This is a genomic window from Actinomyces sp. MRS3W (assembly GCF_032465695.1).
Taxonomy (GTDB): Bacteria; Actinomycetota; Actinomycetes; order Actinomycetales; family Actinomycetaceae; genus Actinomyces.
In genome coordinates this window covers 1-16086 of record NZ_JAWDJJ010000331.1, presented here as the reverse complement: position 1 = coordinate 16086, position 16086 = coordinate 1, and the positions used below count along the sequence as shown (strand labels likewise).

Genomic DNA, 16086 nt, shown 5'->3' with positions numbered 1-16086 from the left:
CCCGACCCCACCACTGACCGCAAGGAGCCCCACCGTGTCCCACCAGCCCGCAGCCCAGCCGCTCACGCTCGATCCGGACCGGCTGTTGCCCGCCGACCCCGCCGCACGCGGTGTGGCCCGCGAGCTGCTGGCCGAGGTGGCCGACGCGCCCATCATCTCCCCTCACGGGCACGTCCCGCCCGAATGGCTGGCCGATGACATCCGCTTCGCCGACCCGACCAGCCTGCTGCTCACGCCCGACCACTACACCAACCGGCTGCTGCATTCCCTGGGCGGGATCGAATTGGAACGGTTGGGTGTGCCGGTGGGGAGACCATTGAGCGCAGATGCTTCCCGGGCGGCGTTCCGGCTGCTGTGCGAGCACTGGCACCTGCTGGCCGGAACGCCGGTGCAGACCTGGTTCACTGAGGTCTTCCACGACGTCTTCGGGGTGGAGATGCGGCCCTCGGCCCAGAGCGCCGACGCCATCTACGATGAGATTGACGCCGCCCTGCACACTCCGGAGTTCTCGGCGCGTTCCCTGTTTCGGCGCTTCAACATCGCGGTGCTGGCGACCACGGACGACCCCTGCTCGGATCTGGCGGCCCACCGCGCTCTGGCCTCCGATCCGACCTGGACGGGCCGGGTCATCCCCACCTTCCGGCCCGACGCCTACCTGGAGCCGGCCCGGCCGGGGTGGCGGGAGCTGACCGAGAAGCTGGGCGAGGCCGCCGACCAGGACGTGTCCACCTACGCCGGGCACGTCGCGGCCATGCGGAAGCGGCGGGCCTTCTTCAAGGACAACGGCGCGGTCTCCTCCGACCACTCCCACGCCGACGCCGGCACCGAACGCCTGTCCGATGCCGAAGCGGAGACGCTGTACGCCCGGGCACTGGCGGGCCGCATCGACGCCGTCGACGGCGCCCGGCTGCGGCGGCACATGGTGAACGACCAGGCGCGGCTGGCGGTTGACGACGGGCTGGTCATGACCCTGCACCCGGCCGTCTACCGCAACCACGACACCGGCGCGATGAGCCGATACGGGGCCGACGTCGGCGGGGACATTCCCATGGCGGTGGAGTTCACGCGGGCGCTCCAACCGCTGCTGGACGCCTACGGCAACGCCGACGGCTTCCACCTCATCCCCTTCACCATCGATGAGACGGTCTACTCCCGCGAGCTGGCGCCGCTGGCGGGCTGGTACCGGGCCGTGTACGTGGGGGTGCCATGGTGGTTCATCGACGAGCCCGACGCCATTGTGCGTTTCCGCGAGGCGACGACGGGCTCGGCGACCTTCTACAAGACCTCCGGGTTCATCGACGACACCCGGGCGTTCTGCTCGATTCCGGCCCGCCACGGCATTGCGCGCCGCTGCGACTCGGCATTCCTGGCGCGACTGGTGGCCGAGCACCGGCTCGGCATGGACGAGGCCGTCCAGGTCGCGCGCGACCTGGTGGGCGTCATCCCCCGCCGCGCCTTCAAACTCGACTGAGCCGCATCCAGACCACCGCGTAGCGCCATCAACCTCACGGCATTTGCTGAGTTTGGAACGCCGGGGTTTCGAGGCCTCGCTCCCGCATCTCCGCTCTCCGCACGCAGGGTCAACGACGCGGAACCCGCACCACGACGGCGTTGTCACGCCCGAGTGTCAGCGCCTCGCCGAGACGTAAGCAGCCGATCCGCGTCCCGGCCTCCGACGGGTCACAGGCGGGGTCCCTGCCGTGGGCGGCCGAGAGCGTCCAGGTGGACAGGCTGCGGGCAAGGTCGACGACGACGCACACGACTTCGGCCCACGAACACGACTTTGCGTCGCGAACACGAGTTCTGGAGATATGCAGGTGCTAAAACAGTGCAAAGCTCCAAAACTCGTGTCTTTGGGACAAACACGTGTTCATGACGCCAGCGAGCGGGCACTTGAGACCGGAGAAGTCCTGCCGATCCCTGGCCTGGTCCGCTGTGACGTGCTTGTTCCCCATGAGCCGGCAACATGTCGACAACCGCGGGCAGGACCCCAGTCCCGTGGGCATTGCGTACGCCGAGGCTCACGCCGCCCGCAGGCACCACAAGCGGGCGAAACTGTCACAATCCCTGACAAACGTCGTCGGCCGCCCATGAGGCGCGAGGAGAAACGGCTTGATTCCGCGGTTTTTTCGAAACGGTCCGACGCGCTGCACGCCCGTTTGTCAGGGATTTTGACATTTCTCCGGAAGGGGTCGACCAAAGCCAGCGGGCGGTCACAGCGGGCCCGGTGCTGGCCTCACTCAACCCGGCGGCCGTCCACCTCCAGCGCCCAGGAGCCGCGAGCGCCGTCTGCCTGAACGCTTACTCCCCCGTCCGCGCAGGTCACCCGGAAGGCGGCCGCCCGGTAGCCGTCATGCGCGGGCACCACCACCTCCCGCTCGTCGCCGTCGACCAGGCCGAAGCAGCGCAGCGTGAGATCGGCGGCCCAATCGGCCTGCGGATCGGCGGTCGCTCCTGTCACCGGCACCACACTGCCCTGGCGCACGTACAGGGGCAGGGAGTCCAGGCCGTGGCGTTCATGCACCCAGCGCGGCCCGGTCACCGTGCTCCCGTCCCACCAGGAGGTCCAGGTGCCCTCGGGCAGGTAGACGTCCACCTCGTCGTCGGCGTCCATAACCGGGGCCACCAGCAGGGCCTCCCCGAGCATGTACTGGGTGTCGACGTCGCGCGCGCCGGGGTCGTCCGGGAACTCCAGGAACATCGACCGCATCATGGGCGTGCCCGTCGCGTGGGCCTGTTCGGCCAGCCGGTACAGGTAGGGCATGAGGGACAGCCGCAGCGTGATGAAGCGGCGGGCGATCTCCACCGCTTCCTCATCGAAGGCCCAGGGCACGCGCACCGAGTTCGAGCCGTGCAGGCGGGCGTGGGAGGAGAGCAGCCCGAAGGCCAGCCACCGCTTGAACACCGAGGGGTCCGGGGTGCCCTCGAATCCGCCGATGTCGTGGCTCCAATAGGCGAACCCGGAGGAGGTCAGCGACAGGCCCCCGCGCAGGGTCTCTCCCAGCGAGGCGTAGGTCGACTCGTTGTCCCCGCCCCAGTGGACCGGGAATTGCTGGCCGCCGGCCGTAGCCGAGCGGGCGAAGACGATCGCCTCCCCCTCCCCGCGGCGCTCCCGCAGCAGGTCGAAGACGGTGCGGTTGTACAGGTGCGTGTAGTAGTTGTGCATCTTCTCCGGGTCGGAGCCATCGTGCCAGGAGATGCCAGTCACCGGGATCCGCTCTCCGAAGTCCGTCTTGAAGCAGTCCACGCCCATCTCCAGCAGGGCGGCCAACTTGTCCCGGTACCAGGCGGCCGCCTCCGGGTTAGTGAAGTCCACCAGGGCCATGCCCGCCTGCCACAGGTCGGTCTGCCACACATCGCCGTCCACAGTGCGCACCAAGTAGCCGCGGGCGGCTCCCTCCTCGAACAGGGCGGAGCGCTGGGCGATATAGGGGTTGATCCACACGCATACGCGCAGACCCCGCTCCTTGATGCGGGCCAGCATTCCGGCCGGGTCGGGGAAGGTGGCGGGGTCCCACACGAAGTCACACCAGTGGAAGCCACGCATCCAGAAGGTGTCGAAGTGGAAGACGCTCAGCGGCAGGTTCCGCTCGGCCATCCCATCGATGAATGACATGACGGTGCGCTCGTCATAGTCGGTGGTGAAGGAAGTGGTCAGCCACAGTCCGAAGGACCAGGTGGGGACCATCGGGGCGCGGCCGGTCAGGGCCGTGTAACGCCGCAGCACGTCCTTGGGCGTGGGACCGTCAATGAGGTAGTAGGTGAGCCGCTCACCCTCGACGGAGAACTGGGTGCGGGCGACGGCCTCACTGCCGACCTCGAAGGAGACGCCGCCAGTTTCGGCCACGAATACGCCGTAGCCTGAGCTGGTGAGGTAGAAGGGGATGTTCTTGTAGGCCTGCTCGGAGGCGGTGCCACCATCCTCGTTCCAGATGTCCACCCGCTGCCCGTTCTTGGTGAACGCCCCGAAGCGCTCCCCCAGCCCATAGACGCGTTCCCCGGGCCGCAGCGAAAGCTGCTCACGCATGTAGGTGGTGCCGTCGGGGCCGACGACATGGGCGAGCGCGCGGGGCAGGCTCGCCGTCAGCGCCCGGCCACCGGAGGAGAACTCGGCCGTCCAGTCGGCGCCCTCCCGCAGCGTCACCGCCAGGGACCCGGCCCGCAGGGTGACGCTTCCATCCGTGCGCTCGACCTCGCCCCGGTAGTCGGCGGGCACGACGACGTCGAAATGGGGGCCGCGGTCGCGCCTGCCCCGGTGGTGGACGAGCTCAACCTTGATGACGCCGTCGGCCACGGCGTTGAAGGTGGCGGAGATGAGGCCGACGTTGAGGGTGTCGCCGCGGGTGGCGACGGGACGCACGGGGGCGTATGCGTGGACGGCGCCGGCGGTATCGACCGTGAGGTCGAGCAGACCGCGGGCCTTGTGGACGGCGTAGCCCTCGCGATCGAGCCAGTAACCGTTGGAGAACTTCATGGCGGGCTCCTTTACTTAACTGCCCCGGCGGTCACGCCCCGGGTCAGCGTGCGCTGGAAGAACAGGAAGAACAGGAACGTCGGAATGAGCGAGACTAGTGCGCCGGCGTTGAGGGTGGGCACGTCGAGCATGCGGTCGCCCTGCAGACTGGACAGGGCAATCGGCACCGTCTGGTTGTCATTGCTGGTGAGCATGACCAGCGGAATGAAGAACTCGTTCCAGGTCCAGATGAAGAAGAAGATCATGAGCACACTCAGGGTGGGCCTCACGATCGGATACACCACCTTCCACAGGATCTGCCAGCGGCTGGCGCCGTCGAGTTCGGCCGCCTCCAGCAGGGCGCGCGGGAAGGTTCCCAGCACGGAGGCCAGCAGGTAGGTGCCGAAGGCCGACTGAATGACCGTGAAGATGATGACGATCGACCAGGGGTTGTCCGTGAGGCCGACCCGCTGCGCCATGGTGAACAGGGGGTAGATGAGGCCCTCCTGCGGCAGCATGTTGGCGATCATGAACACGGCGACGATCCAAGCGCGCCCGCGCACCCGCCCCACACCGATGGCGTAGGCGTTGAGCAGGGACAGCAGGGCGCCGGCCACGGCCACGACCGCGGAGGTCCACACCGAGTTCCACAGCTTGACGGGAAAGTTGACCCGCTGCCAGAAGTAGGCCAGGCCGTCGGTGTAGATCTCCTTGGGCAGTGACAGCGGGCTGCCGCCCGAGTAGTCGGCCGGGGACTTGAAGGCGTTGATGACCATGAGCAGGAACGGGGAGACCATCAACAGGGCGAACAGGCCGACGACGGCGAGTACCACCCACCGGCCCGCCCCGCGGTGGAAGCGGTCCTTCCTACGAGCGTCGGTCAAGCGCGCAGACGTCGCGGGCGATGGCGCGGATGTAGATGTGCTCATGTCAGCGGCCCTCCTCATCCCGGCGCGCGCTACGGTTCTGGAAGATCTGGATGACGCCTGCGATGACGATGATGACCACCGTGAGCACGGTTGAGATCGCCGCCCCATAGCCGACCTTGGACTTGTCGAAGAAGTTGAGATACGAGTAGTAGCTCGGCACCAGGGTGGAGCTCTCCGGCCCGCCGCGAGTGAGCACGTAGATGGGCGCGAAGACCTTGAGAGCCGCAATGGTACAGGTGAGCACGATGACGAAGGTCTCCGGCCGGATCTGCGGAACGGTGATGGCGCGGAACCGGGCCAGCCAGCCCGCGCCGTCGAGCTCGGCGGCCTCGTACAGCTCCGGGTCCACCCGTTGCAGCGCCGACATAAAGATGACGGTGGGGTAACCGATCTGGATCCAGATGAGCACGAACATGACCGAGCCCAGCGCCGTCGACGTCGATCCCAGCCAGTTCGGCGGGTTATCGACGCCGATGCTCCGCAGCATGGTGTTAATGGCGCCCGTCTGGGAGTTGAGGATCCAGTTCCACACAATGCCCGCCACCGAGATCGGCAGGATCTGCGGCAGGTAGTACATGGCGCGCAGCGCCGCCGCAGTGCGCGAGTTGAAGTGCTTGCCGACGTAGTCGAACAGCACCGCTGCCAGCACCAGGCCGATGAGGGTCGGGATGATGACCATGGCGACGATCATCGCCATCGAGTTGCTGAAGGAGGCCCAGAACTTCTCGTCCTTGAGCAACTCGGCGTAGTTGCCCAGGCCGATGAAGCGCATGGGCGACATACCGCCCTTCCACCGGTGCAGGGAGTACCAGATGTTGAGCGCCAGCGGCACCAGGATGATGGCGGTGAAGGCGACGATGCCGGGCAGCAGATAGGGCAGGTAGGCCAGGGACCGGGACCTGCGCCGCGCCGTCCGGATTCTTCCGTTGCGCACGCTCAGTCCTCGACGACGATCTCGGCCTTGCCCTCCTCATAGGCGGCCTGCAGCTCGGCGAGGACCTGCTCGCCGGACTTGGAGCCGTTGATGAGGGACTGCATGGCGGAGGTGATTTGGTCGTAGAAACCGGCCACCGGCCAGTCGGGGTAGAAGGCGAGCCCGTCGCGCTCGTTGATCTGGGCGAAGTTCTCCGTCATGGTGCGGGTCTTGTCGTCCTCGATGGTCGAGGGGTCGCCGGATACGGGCAGTCCGCCCTTCTCCCCCAGGATGGCCTGGACCTCGTCGGACAGGGTGATGTCGATGAAGTCGTAGGCGAGTTCCTTGTTCTTGGCGTTGGTGGGCACCACCCAGAGGTTCCCGGAGGATCCGGGGAATAGATCGGCGCCGGGGAAGAGGAACTGGTCCCAGTTCGTCTCTGCCATGTCGCCGACGATCCGCCCGAACCACCAGGATCCGGAGACGAACATCGGGTAGGTGCCGTTGATGAAGGCGGTGCCGGCGTCCTCCGCGGTCAGCCCGGCCGAGTCGGAGGCGACGTAGCCCTTGTCGATCCACTCCACGAGTTTGTCGGTGCCCTGCTTCACCGGTCCGGAGGTCCAGTCAACGTCGCTTTCGAACAGCTGGTAGGCGTTGACGAAGGAGCGGTCGGCGTGGGCGAGGATGAGCTGGTACCACAGCTGCCCCATGGGGTACTCCGAGCCTGCCTCGGCCAGCGGCACCTGCCCGGCGGCCACGAAGGCGTCGCACACGGCCTCGAACTCCTCCAGGGTGGTGGGCACGCTCAACCCCGCCGCGTCGAACATGTCCTGGTTGTAGTAGACGAAGACATACTCGCCGTAGTTGGGCACTCCGTACCAGTCGCCGTCGCCCATGAGCCCATCCTCGGTGTAGCGGGCGGTGGTTTGCAGCGAGGCGGCCAGCTTGGAGTCCCAGCCGCGCTCGGTGGCCTGCTCGGTCAGTGGTTCGAGGAGCCCCTGGGAGGCGAGCTGCCCGGAGGTGGAGTTGCCCTTGTTGTACTCCATGATGTCCGGGACCTCGTTGCCGGTGAGCACGATCTTGGCGTTCTTCTGCAGCTGTTCGAAGGTCTGCTCCTCAATCTTGACGGTGACCTCGGGGTGCTGCTCTTTGAAGATCTCTACCGCCCGGGCCCAGGCCTGTCCCATGGCGGAGTCGTCGGACTCGTAGTCCCAGATGATGAAGGTGTCCGAGCCCTTGCCCGATGAGCTCGAGGACGAGCCGCATCCGGCCAGAGTCGGGCCGAGCAGACCGGTGGCGGCAGCGGCGGCCAGAAGGGCGTTGAAGTTCCTGCGCTTCATGGTGGTGTTCCTCTTCGTTGAGCCTCCCGCAAGGGAGGGGGTGGTGGGATTCCCGGATCCGTTGATCCGAGACGATGGGGGATTTAGCAGCCGGGGGCCGGCCCGAGGCTGTCGCCGTCGACGACGGCGCAGGTGACCAACTGGTGGCAGTCGGCAGGGTCGAGCTGCTGGTCGAGGATGGCGAGAAGGGCGCGGGCCGCGAAGGCGCCCATACGCTCCCCGGGCGCGTGCGTCGTCGTGAGCGCGGGGACCGTCATCGCCCCGAGTGTGGGAGATGAGACCGCGCCGACGACGGAGATGTCCTGCGGGACCCGCAGTCCCAGGGCCTGCAGCCCGGCCAAGAGCCCGAGTGCGGCCATGTCGTTCATGACGAGGACACCCGTGGGGCGCTGCTCGCGCTCGACCAGCGCGCGGGCGAGCGCCTGTCCCGCATGCGGGTTGGCATCGCAGGCGAAGGCGAGCGGGGTGAGCGAACGCTGTTCCATCGCCTGCAGGTACCCCTGTCTGCTCCGGATGGCCGGGCCGTAACCGGCCTTGGCCTGGGCGGCGGGGCGACCGACGAAGGCAATGCGGCGATGACCGCGACGGTACAGCTCGGCGACGGCGTCGTCGACGGTGCGCTCGAAGTCGATGTCCACGTAGGCCAGGTCCGTCGGGTCGGCGGTACGGCCCACCATGACGAAGGGCAAGCCTGCGGCCTTGAGAGCGGCGACGCGTGGGTCTTCTACCTCGACCTCCACGAGCAGAACGCCGTCGGCCTTGCCCTGCCGCACCAGGGCCACGAGCTCGGAGCCCGCCTCGGCCTCGTCCAGCGGCCAGACAGCGAGGTTGTAGCCGTGGCGGGCGGCCTCGTGCTGCGCGCCACGGACGATCTCGAAGACGGTCTCCCCCATGGCGGTATCGAAGTTGGGGAAGGTCATGGCCAGGGTGTGGGAGCGGCGACTGGCCAGACCCCGGGCCATGGCGTTGGGCTGGTAGTTGAGCTCCGCCATGGCGGCGCGGATGCGACGGGCCGTCTCCGGCGCCACCGGGCGAGCACCGGATAGGGCGTAGGAGACGGTGGAGACGGCAACATGCGCCCGTCGGGCGACGTCCTGCATGGTGGCCATGGCATGCCTCCTTCGTGCGTGCATCCCGGCGCCGGTTCATCTCTGAACCGGCTGGGTAGAAACTGCTGGATTGAAACTGTCTGGGCCGTACCGGGCTCGATAACCGTTGCCGAACCCAGCCGCAGAACCTTGACGCCGAGCCCCGCTGAGCAACGATGCCGAGTCCCGCCGAACACCTCGGATCGAAACGCTTCGTCTAAGCGCTTCGATAAGTGTGAGCCGTCACAACCACAGGGGTCAACTCCAGCGGGGAAACATCGAAAATTTCGACTCATGGCACCTGCAGCCCGGTGCTTGTGTGTCCACCGTCGCGGCAGACGTGCCCTGTCGACGCCGTTCGCTGCGATCCCCCTACGGCAGCTCGGCCCGCTGCCGTAGCATGGCCGCCGTGGGCGAGGACAGCGCACGGGGCGACGTCGAGCTGCTGCTGCGGGTGGCGCGCCTGTACTACGAGGAGCACCGCACCCAGGCCGAGATCGCCCGGGAAATCGGTTACTCGCGCCCCAGTGTCTCCCGGCTGCTAACCCGGGCACGCAACCGGGGCATCGTGCGGATCTCGATCTCCCACCCGTTGGAGCACATCCTGTCGGTGGAAAAGCGGCTGCGCGAGGCGCTGCCGCTTAAGACCGTCAGAGTTACCGAGGTCGATGGCTCCGACATCATCGGCGCCATCGGGAGGGCCGGCTCGCAGCTGCTGGTCGACTCCATCTCAAACGGGCAGGTGATCGCGGTCGGCAACGGACGCACCGTCCAGGCCACAGCGCAACAGGTGCCGCAGATACCGAGGGTTGACTGCACTATCGTTCAACTCCTCGGTTCCATCCCGGGTGGGGTGCCGGCGTGGGGCCGCGATGCGCCCACGATCTGCACCCGCATCGCCTCGCAGCTGGGAGCCAAGGTTTCCCGTATGCCGGTGCCGCTCATCGTGGACGACCCCACGCTACTGCGCCCGCTCATGCGGGAGGAGAAAGTGGCCACCACGCTGGCCCTTGCCGCCCGGGCCGACGTCGCACTGGTCGGAGTAGCGGGTGTCGAAGCCAAGGGCGCCGGCAACATTCTGGCCGAGTACCTGACCGCCGACGTCCGTGAGGCGATCCGGGAGGGCGGCGCCGTCGGGCACATCCTCGACCACCACTATGATGCCGCCGGCAGACCCGTGCCCACACCGCTGACGCCGCGTACCCTCGCACTGCCGCTGGAAGAGCTGCGGCAGATTCCGCTGGTCATCGGCGTGGCCGGCGGCGAGGACAAGGTGGAGGCCATCGTCGGCGCCGTGCGCGGCGGCATTTTGAGCGCGCTGGCCACCGACTACCAGACGGCACTGTCGATTCTCGACAGCCTTCACACGCCGTCACAGGAATAGCCACCTTCAGGGGAGAGAGATTCTCGCTGAAGGCACAACACGACGTCGAGCCGAAGCCGCGAGTCCCGTGCGGCAGCGAACGTAATTCCGGCCGTTGCACACAACGGCCCAGCGCACGCGCCACAGTTATCCGTACTTTTCGGTGAAATAACGCGGCTTTCGCCGTTGTGTCGAAGTTACGCGGTAGGGCTCCCGTGTGCAACGGGGCGCTCGACGCACACCGGAGCCTGACAACCGCCTCACCCCCGGAAGGGAGAACCGCACGATTCCGCCAATTCCACCGCAGATCTCTGATCCGAAGTATGCAGCACCGTCATCCGAGGCGCTCGAGTCGCACCCGACCCGGCTCAAGCTGCGACGATGCTGAGCGTTCCGCCAAGCGCACGGGCGATCCGGGCCAGCATGACCCCGCCCGGGGCCTGTGCGCCGTTCTCAATGGCGGATATAACAGACTGCCGGGTGCCAGCCCGCCGGGCCAGCTCCGCCTGCGACAGGCCAGCGGCAGTACGAGCCTCATACACCATCTCAGCAAGCTGCAAGCGAGCCTCCGCCTCAACGGACGCCGCCTCATACTCGGCTCGCTCCGCATCAGTCATCTGAGCCAAAGACTCGTCTCTCAGCTCTTCCCATCGCATGGTCACAAACGCGCCGCTCATTTTCCTCTCCTTTTCCTCTCAACAATGTCGGTGACACCACGACTTGACTCGAGCGCGGCTTGCGCGCGTCTTGCCCGGGCAACTTCCACACGTTCATTCGAACGCTGTTTACGGAACGTAGTCAGCGTCACGACTCTGCGCCCCATGTCAAACACGTAAGTGATACGGCGGTTTACGTTCTCACAAGAGAACCGCAGCTCATACAGACCGCCACCGAGCGGCCGGGAGTGAGGCATGCGAAGCATTTACCCCGAACAGCAAGCCGTTCCAAGGCTCGGCCAGCAGAGGCCTTTCCTGCAGGACTGAGCGCTACATACCAAGCGCACACCTCCTCAGACATCTCAATGACCCACCGCACCGGAGAAGTATATCACGAATAGAGGATATCCTTCAAAGAGGATATCACACGCTCCCATGACGGTTGGCAACATAGGCAACATATGGGTGCACGATCTCGGTCAGCATGACCCAGCCGGGGGCCTGTGCGCCGTTTCTCACTGCGGCTGGCGCTCCGTCGCCTCCGCACTCTGCGGCAGGGACCCGGTGCGCTTGCGGTGGTAGAGCAAGTAAGCGCCCACGCGTGCGCGCAGGCTCGGACGCACCTCATGCGGCCAGCGGCGAGCGATATAAGCGACCGCGTCGTCCACCTCCAGGCGCTGGGTGGAGTTGCCCACCCGCACCCACAGCTCGGTGCCCCCGTTCCCCTTGGGCCCCTTGAGGTAGACCGGGGTCGGCGAGGGCGGCACCGTCACCCGGCACACCTGGCCATCCCCATCGGTGGCCGACGCGAAGTCGATTCTGGGCAGGGCTGCAGCATTCGTCCCCAGCCGCACCCGCCACAAGCTGCGCAGGAACAGCTCGAAGCGATCAGAGTCCGGCTGGCGCAGGGTGGCGTAGTCCGGTTCCAGACCGATCAGCCGTCCATCGTCGTCGACGCCCAGCAGCAGCGTGCCGCCGCGGGAGTTGAGGAAAGCAGCCACTGTCTTGGCGGCCACCGTCTCCATGGCATCATCGCGTTTACCGGTGTGCAGGTTGACCCGTGCGGAAGACTTCAGTTCCAGCGTCTCCGACTCTCCGCGCCGCGCCACTTCAGCAATCGGAGGCAGGGGCGGCTCATGTTGGAGACGCGTGATGATCAGGGCCGTCAGCCCCACCACGACAATGGCCACCAGCACAGCCGAGGCCAACATGCGCGGCGCCCACAGGTAGTCCTCGTTGAACAGCCAGGCGCCGCCGGCGAAGCCGACCCACAGTCCGATGAGCGCCGTCAGTGTTGCGGTGGAGGTGGAGATCGTGGCACGACGACGCACCAGATGGGAGGCGATGCGCCCGGTCAGATAGGCGACAAGGAGCACAGCAGGCTGGATGAGGACGGCGAACAGCAGCATCGGGCTGCGCGGAGCGGCGGGCACGGCCGTCGCGCTAAGGGACAAAACGGCCGGGTGCAGGCCGGCAAGAGTCGTCAGCATGGCGCCTGCGCTCAGTTCGTTCCGGAGTCACGAAGCCGGGACGCGCTGTCCCGAGCCGGTGAGCCGGTGACGGGCGGGCGGGACTGTGCATGCAAGGCGTTCCTCATGGCACGCCAGCGTAGAGGAGTTCACTGTGCTCACCGCCATTCACCGACATTGGGGCCGAGGGGCGCCGTCGCCGAGGGCAACGGCGTCACCGCGCAGCAACGCCCGCTGCCGACGGCATGCCAGACCCTCCCTCGGGACGACGATTCGGCACTTCCCCTGACGATTCGGCACTTGGCTGCAACGCTTCGGCAGTTCGATTGACGGTTCGGCACCCCGGCTGCCGAACCGTCGGGCTACGTGCCGAATCGTCCACCGAAAGGTACGAACCGTCGGCTCACGTGCCGAATCGTCACCACACCACGTCACCCCGCGCCGTCTCTCATCCGCCCGACAACCACGAAGCACCGGGGCGGACCCGGTCAGAAGACCCGGCACCCCTCAGCAACCATCATCGCCATGGCCATTGGTACGGCGTGCACCGACCCGGCTGGACGGCGCTCAGTCGCGAGCGCGCAGGTGGCGGCCCAGCAGAGTCAGGTCGGCGGGGCTGAGCCGGTCGGCCGCGTTGAGGTGATGCCAGAACGGATACGGCAGTCCGGTGTCGCTGATCGCGTCCAACCGGTCCAGTTCCTCCCGCGTCAGCGTCAGCTCTGCGGCACCCAGGTTCTGCGTGAGTTGTTCCTCGGTACGCGCGCCGACGACGAGCGAGGTCACCCCCGGTTTCGTCAGCGTGTAGGCCAGGGCCACTTGGCTTGGCGCGGCGCCGTGGCTATCGGCGATCGCCACGAGTTCCTCCACGATGTCGTACAGGACCTCCGGGTCGTACACCGGTGGTTCGCCCCACCCCTCCACGTGGCGGCTGCCTGCGGGCGGTTCCACTCCACGGCGGTACTTACCCGATAGCAGGCCGCCTGCCAGTGGGCTCCACACCAGGATGCCGATGCCCTGGTCCACCGCCGCCGGGATGATCTCGTGCTCAATGTCCCGGGTTTGCAGCGAGTAGTGGACCTGGTTGCTCACGAACGGTGTCAGCCCGTGTCGGTCGGCCGTCCACAGGGCCTTCATGAGGTGCCAAGCGGCATAGTTCGAGCAGCCGATATAACGCACCTTGCCCGCGTGCACCAGGTCGTCCAGCGCGGAGAGTGTCTCCTCCAGGGGCGTGACCCCGTCCCACTCGTGCACCTGGTAGAGGTCGATATGGTCCGTGCCCAGCCGCCGCAAACTGGCCTCGACACCGCGGATGATGTGGTGACGGGACAGGCCGGCGTCATTCGGTCCCTCCCCCATGGCCATGCGCACCTTGGTCGCGATCAGGACGTCGTCGCGATCGGAACCGAGGGCCTTGCCCAGGATCTCCTCGGACAGTCCCGCGGAGTACATGTCCGCCGTATCGAAGAGGTTGACACCCGCGTCGCGGGCGAGACCGATCTGCCGACGGGCTCCCTCAACGTCGATGCGCCCCACATTGCGCGCGAATCCGGTGCCGCCGAACCCCATGGTGCCCAGCGTGATGGTGGAGACCCGTAGGCCGCTTCTTCCCAGTTGCCTGTATTCCATGTCACTACGCTACGGCGACGATCCGCGAGGCGGAAGACCCGACCCCGCAGATCGTGCCGCAATCTCAGGCCGCCCAGGCGGCGGCGCCCTCGAAGATGAGGCGGCCGACGACGGAGCCCCCGTCGAGGACGCCGATGCTCCGGGAAGCGGAGTAGGCCGCCCGGCCGTGCACGGCCTCCATCTCCCGGGTGGACTCCGAGCCCTGCGCGGCCGCCTCGGCGGCGCGTCGCAGGAGTTCACGGGTGGGCAGCTCCCCCGCAACGGCGGCCGGCGCCCCCTCGGCCAGTTCCCGAGACCCGGGCACGAGCGCGTCCAGGATCGTCTTCTCCCCCGGCTTGGACTCGGCCTTGTCCATCATCGCGGCGACGCCCGCGCTCCTGCACCACGACCGACCCGCACCCACCGTCGACAGCTTTTGTCTGATCGTGTTACATTTACGGCGAAAGTACATCTGTCGCAACGAACGGCATACCGGGTGGGCCTACCGTCTTGCCCCGAGCACTTCGTGCGGGAAAGATGTGCCTGACGCAGCGGACACCGGGGCCCGCCCCCGTCCGGCTGCGCTGCCGCACCGCCACGGTGCAGCAGCTACAACTCAACCGCGCACTGCCGCCGCTACTCAGCCATACAAGGAGTTCATCCATGACCACCGAGCCCCTCGCGCTCACCGACCTCGATCTGAGGGCCATTAACGTTGCCAAGGCTTTGGCTGCTGATGCTGTGGAGGTGGCGGGGTCGGGTCATCCTGGTGCTGCGATTTCGTTGGCGCCGGTGGCGTATGTGCTGTATCAGTATGAGTTGCGTCATGACCCGGCTGATCCGGGGTGGTTGGGCCGGGATCGGTTTGTGTTGTCGGCCGGGCATGCTTCTTTGTTGCAGTATTGCCAGCTGTTCCTGGCCGGTTATGACATCCCGGTGGAGGGCTTCACCCACTTCCGTTCCCCCGCCGGGCTGCCCGGCCACCCCGAGTACGGCCACACCCCCGGCATCGAGACCACCACCGGACCGCTGGGAGCGGGCTTCTCCAACGCCGTCGGCCTGGCAATCGCCGCCCGCCGCGAGCACGGCCTGTTCGAACCCGACGCCGCCGACGGCGACTCCCTGTTCGACCACTTCGTCTACACCATCATGGGCGACGGCTGCATGCAGGAAGGCGTCACCTCCGAGGCCGCCTCCCTGGCCGGCACCCTCCAGCTGGGCAACCTCATCGCCATCTACGACGACAACGACATCTCCATCGAGGGCAACACCGACATCTCCTTCACCGAGGACCCCTCCGCCCGTTTCGCCGCCTACGGCTGGCAAGTGCTCGACGTGGATTGGAAGGCAGGCGGCACCTACCACGAAGACCTGCAGGCCCTGCACCAGGCACTGGCCGCAGCCCGCGCCGAAACCAGCCGGCCCACCATGATCCGCCTGCACACGATCATCGCTTGGCCCTCCCCCACCAAGCAGGGCACGGAAGCCTCCCACGGCGCCAAGCTCGGCACCGACGAGGTCGCCGGCCTCAAAACCGCCCTCGGCCTTGATCCCACCGCTTCCTTCCAGCTGCCCGACGACGTGGTCGCCTTCACCCGCACCCACGCCGCCGAGCGCGCCGCGGCCGCCCGCGCCGACTGGGACGCCCGCTTCGCCGCCTGGCAGCAGGCCTCCCCCGAGCAGGCCGCACTGCTGGAGCGCCTCCAGGCCGGCCGCGTGCGCGATGACGTCGACGCCGCGCTCCCGGTGTGGGAGGTCGGCGACGCCCTGGCCACCCGCGCCGCCTCCGGCAAGACCCTGACCGCGCTGGCCCCGGTCGCCCCCGAACTGTGGGGCGGCTCAGCGGACCTGGCCGGCTCCAACAACACCACCATGGCCGGCGAGCCCTCCTTCCTACCCACCCAGCTCGCCCAGGCCGACGGCGATGGCCCCTACGGCCGCACCCTCCACTTCGGCATCCGGGAGCACGCCATGGGCGGCATCCTCAACGGCATCGCCCTGGACCGCCTCACCCGCCCCTACGGCGGCACCTTCATGGTGTTCTCCGACTACATGCGCCCCGCCGTCCGCCTGGCAGCACTCATGGCACTGGGCAGCATCTTCGTATGGACCCACGACTCCATCGGCGTAGGCGAGGACGGCCCCACCCACCAGCCGGTCGAGCACCTGGCCGCGCTGCGGGCCATCCCCGGCCTCGCCGTCGTCCGCCCCGCCGACGCCAACGAAACCGCCGCCGCCTGGGCGGAAATCCTGCGCCGTCCGGAGGACCC

General features: G+C 67.4%; 14 protein-coding genes. 3 read left to right on the top strand and 11 right to left on the bottom strand.

Going from position 1 to position 16086, the window contains the following annotated elements; all coding sequences use genetic code 11:
* Positions 1-1471: glucuronate isomerase (gene uxaC, locus RWX45_RS12465; RefSeq protein WP_316024038.1), on the top strand; the 1471-nt coding region annotated here is incomplete at its 5' end.
* 109 nt (positions 1472-1580) lie between these two features.
* Here the strand turns inward: uxaC and RWX45_RS12460 are convergent.
* The 6 genes from RWX45_RS12460 to RWX45_RS12435 form a co-directional block, all read right to left on the bottom strand.
* On the bottom strand, positions 1581-1760 hold the full coding sequence (locus RWX45_RS12460) for a hypothetical protein (RefSeq protein ID WP_316024037.1): 180 nt from the start codon (positions 1758-1760) through the stop codon (positions 1581-1583).
* A gap of 476 nt (positions 1761-2236) precedes the next feature.
* Complete coding sequence (gene yicI, locus RWX45_RS12455; protein WP_316024036.1) at positions 2237-4474, bottom strand: alpha-xylosidase; 2238 nt, start codon at positions 4472-4474, stop codon at positions 2237-2239.
* Positions 4475-4485: 11 nt separating this feature from the next.
* Complete coding sequence (locus RWX45_RS12450) at positions 4486-5382, bottom strand: carbohydrate ABC transporter permease (RefSeq protein ID WP_316024035.1); 897 nt, start codon at positions 5380-5382, stop codon at positions 4486-4488.
* A gap of 1 nt (position 5383) precedes the next feature.
* Entirely contained in the window at positions 5384-6316 is a 933-nt protein-coding gene (locus RWX45_RS12445; RefSeq protein ID WP_316024034.1) for a sugar ABC transporter permease, read from the bottom strand.
* A gap of 2 nt (positions 6317-6318) precedes the next feature.
* On the bottom strand, positions 6319-7635 hold the full coding sequence (locus tag RWX45_RS12440) for an ABC transporter substrate-binding protein (RefSeq protein WP_316024033.1): 1317 nt from the start codon (positions 7633-7635) through the stop codon (positions 6319-6321).
* Positions 7636-7718: 83 nt separating this feature from the next.
* Positions 7719-8744: a LacI family DNA-binding transcriptional regulator gene (locus RWX45_RS12435; RefSeq protein WP_316024032.1), complete on the bottom strand. Its 1026-nt coding sequence runs from the start codon at positions 8742-8744 to the stop codon at positions 7719-7721.
* 388 nt (positions 8745-9132) lie between these two features.
* On the opposite strand from RWX45_RS12435, the gene RWX45_RS12430 reads away from it, so the two are divergent.
* Entirely contained in the window at positions 9133-10107 is a 975-nt protein-coding gene (locus tag RWX45_RS12430; RefSeq protein WP_316024031.1) for a sugar-binding transcriptional regulator, read from the top strand.
* 347 nt (positions 10108-10454) lie between these two features.
* Here the strand turns inward: RWX45_RS12430 and RWX45_RS12425 are convergent, their stop codons facing one another.
* The 5 genes from RWX45_RS12425 to RWX45_RS12405 form a co-directional block, all read right to left on the bottom strand.
* Complete coding sequence (locus RWX45_RS12425) at positions 10455-10763, bottom strand: helix-turn-helix transcriptional regulator (protein WP_316024030.1); 309 nt, start codon at positions 10761-10763, stop codon at positions 10455-10457.
* A complete protein-coding gene (locus RWX45_RS12420; protein WP_316024029.1) occupies positions 10760-10999 on the bottom strand; it encodes a type II toxin-antitoxin system RelE/ParE family toxin in 240 nt (79 codons plus the stop codon). The genes RWX45_RS12425 and RWX45_RS12420 overlap by 4 nt, the downstream gene beginning before the upstream one ends.
* A gap of 258 nt (positions 11000-11257) precedes the next feature.
* Positions 11258-12151, bottom strand: coding sequence for an ATP-binding protein (locus RWX45_RS12415; RefSeq protein WP_316024039.1), 894 nt, complete (start codon positions 12149-12151; stop codon positions 11258-11260).
* Between the two features lie 627 nt (positions 12152-12778).
* Positions 12779-13837, bottom strand: coding sequence for an aldo/keto reductase (locus RWX45_RS12410; protein ID WP_316024028.1), 1059 nt, complete (start codon positions 13835-13837; stop codon positions 12779-12781).
* Positions 13838-13901: 64 nt separating this feature from the next.
* Entirely contained in the window at positions 13902-14288 is a 387-nt protein-coding gene (locus RWX45_RS12405) for a DAK2 domain-containing protein (RefSeq protein WP_316024027.1), read from the bottom strand.
* Positions 14289-14479: 191 nt separating this feature from the next.
* Between RWX45_RS12405 and RWX45_RS12400 the strand changes: the two genes are divergently transcribed.
* A partial coding sequence (locus tag RWX45_RS12400; protein WP_316024026.1) for a transketolase occupies positions 14480-16086 on the top strand: 1607 nt, incomplete at its 3' end.

What these genes read in the sequence shown, in the direction of transcription:
- RWX45_RS12410 (WP_316024028.1), bottom strand. Translation starts at nt 13,837, where the DNA reads ATGGAATACAGGCAACTGGGAAGAAGCGGCCTACGGGTCTCCACCATC.
- RWX45_RS12415 (WP_316024039.1), bottom strand. Translation starts at nt 12,151, where the DNA reads ATGCTGCTGTTCGCCGTCCTCATCCAGCCTGCTGTGCTCCTTGTCGCC.
- RWX45_RS12435 (WP_316024032.1), bottom strand. Translation starts at nt 8,744, where the DNA reads ATGGCCACCATGCAGGACGTCGCCCGACGGGCGCATGTTGCCGTCTCC.
- RWX45_RS12425 (WP_316024030.1), bottom strand. Translation starts at nt 10,763, where the DNA reads ATGAGCGGCGCGTTTGTGACCATGCGATGGGAAGAGCTGAGAGACGAG.
- RWX45_RS12440 (WP_316024033.1), bottom strand. Translation starts at nt 7,635, where the DNA reads ATGAAGCGCAGGAACTTCAACGCCCTTCTGGCCGCCGCTGCCGCCACC.
- RWX45_RS12420 (WP_316024029.1), bottom strand. Translation starts at nt 10,999, where the DNA reads ATGCCTCACTCCCGGCCGCTCGGTGGCGGTCTGTATGAGCTGCGGTTC.
- RWX45_RS12450 (WP_316024035.1), bottom strand. Translation starts at nt 5,382, where the DNA reads ATGAGCACATCTACATCCGCGCCATCGCCCGCGACGTCTGCGCGCTTG.
- RWX45_RS12405 (WP_316024027.1), bottom strand. Translation starts at nt 14,288, where the DNA reads ATGTACTTTCGCCGTAAATGTAACACGATCAGACAAAAGCTGTCGACG.
- yicI (WP_316024036.1), bottom strand. Translation starts at nt 4,474, where the DNA reads ATGAAGTTCTCCAACGGTTACTGGCTCGATCGCGAGGGCTACGCCGTC.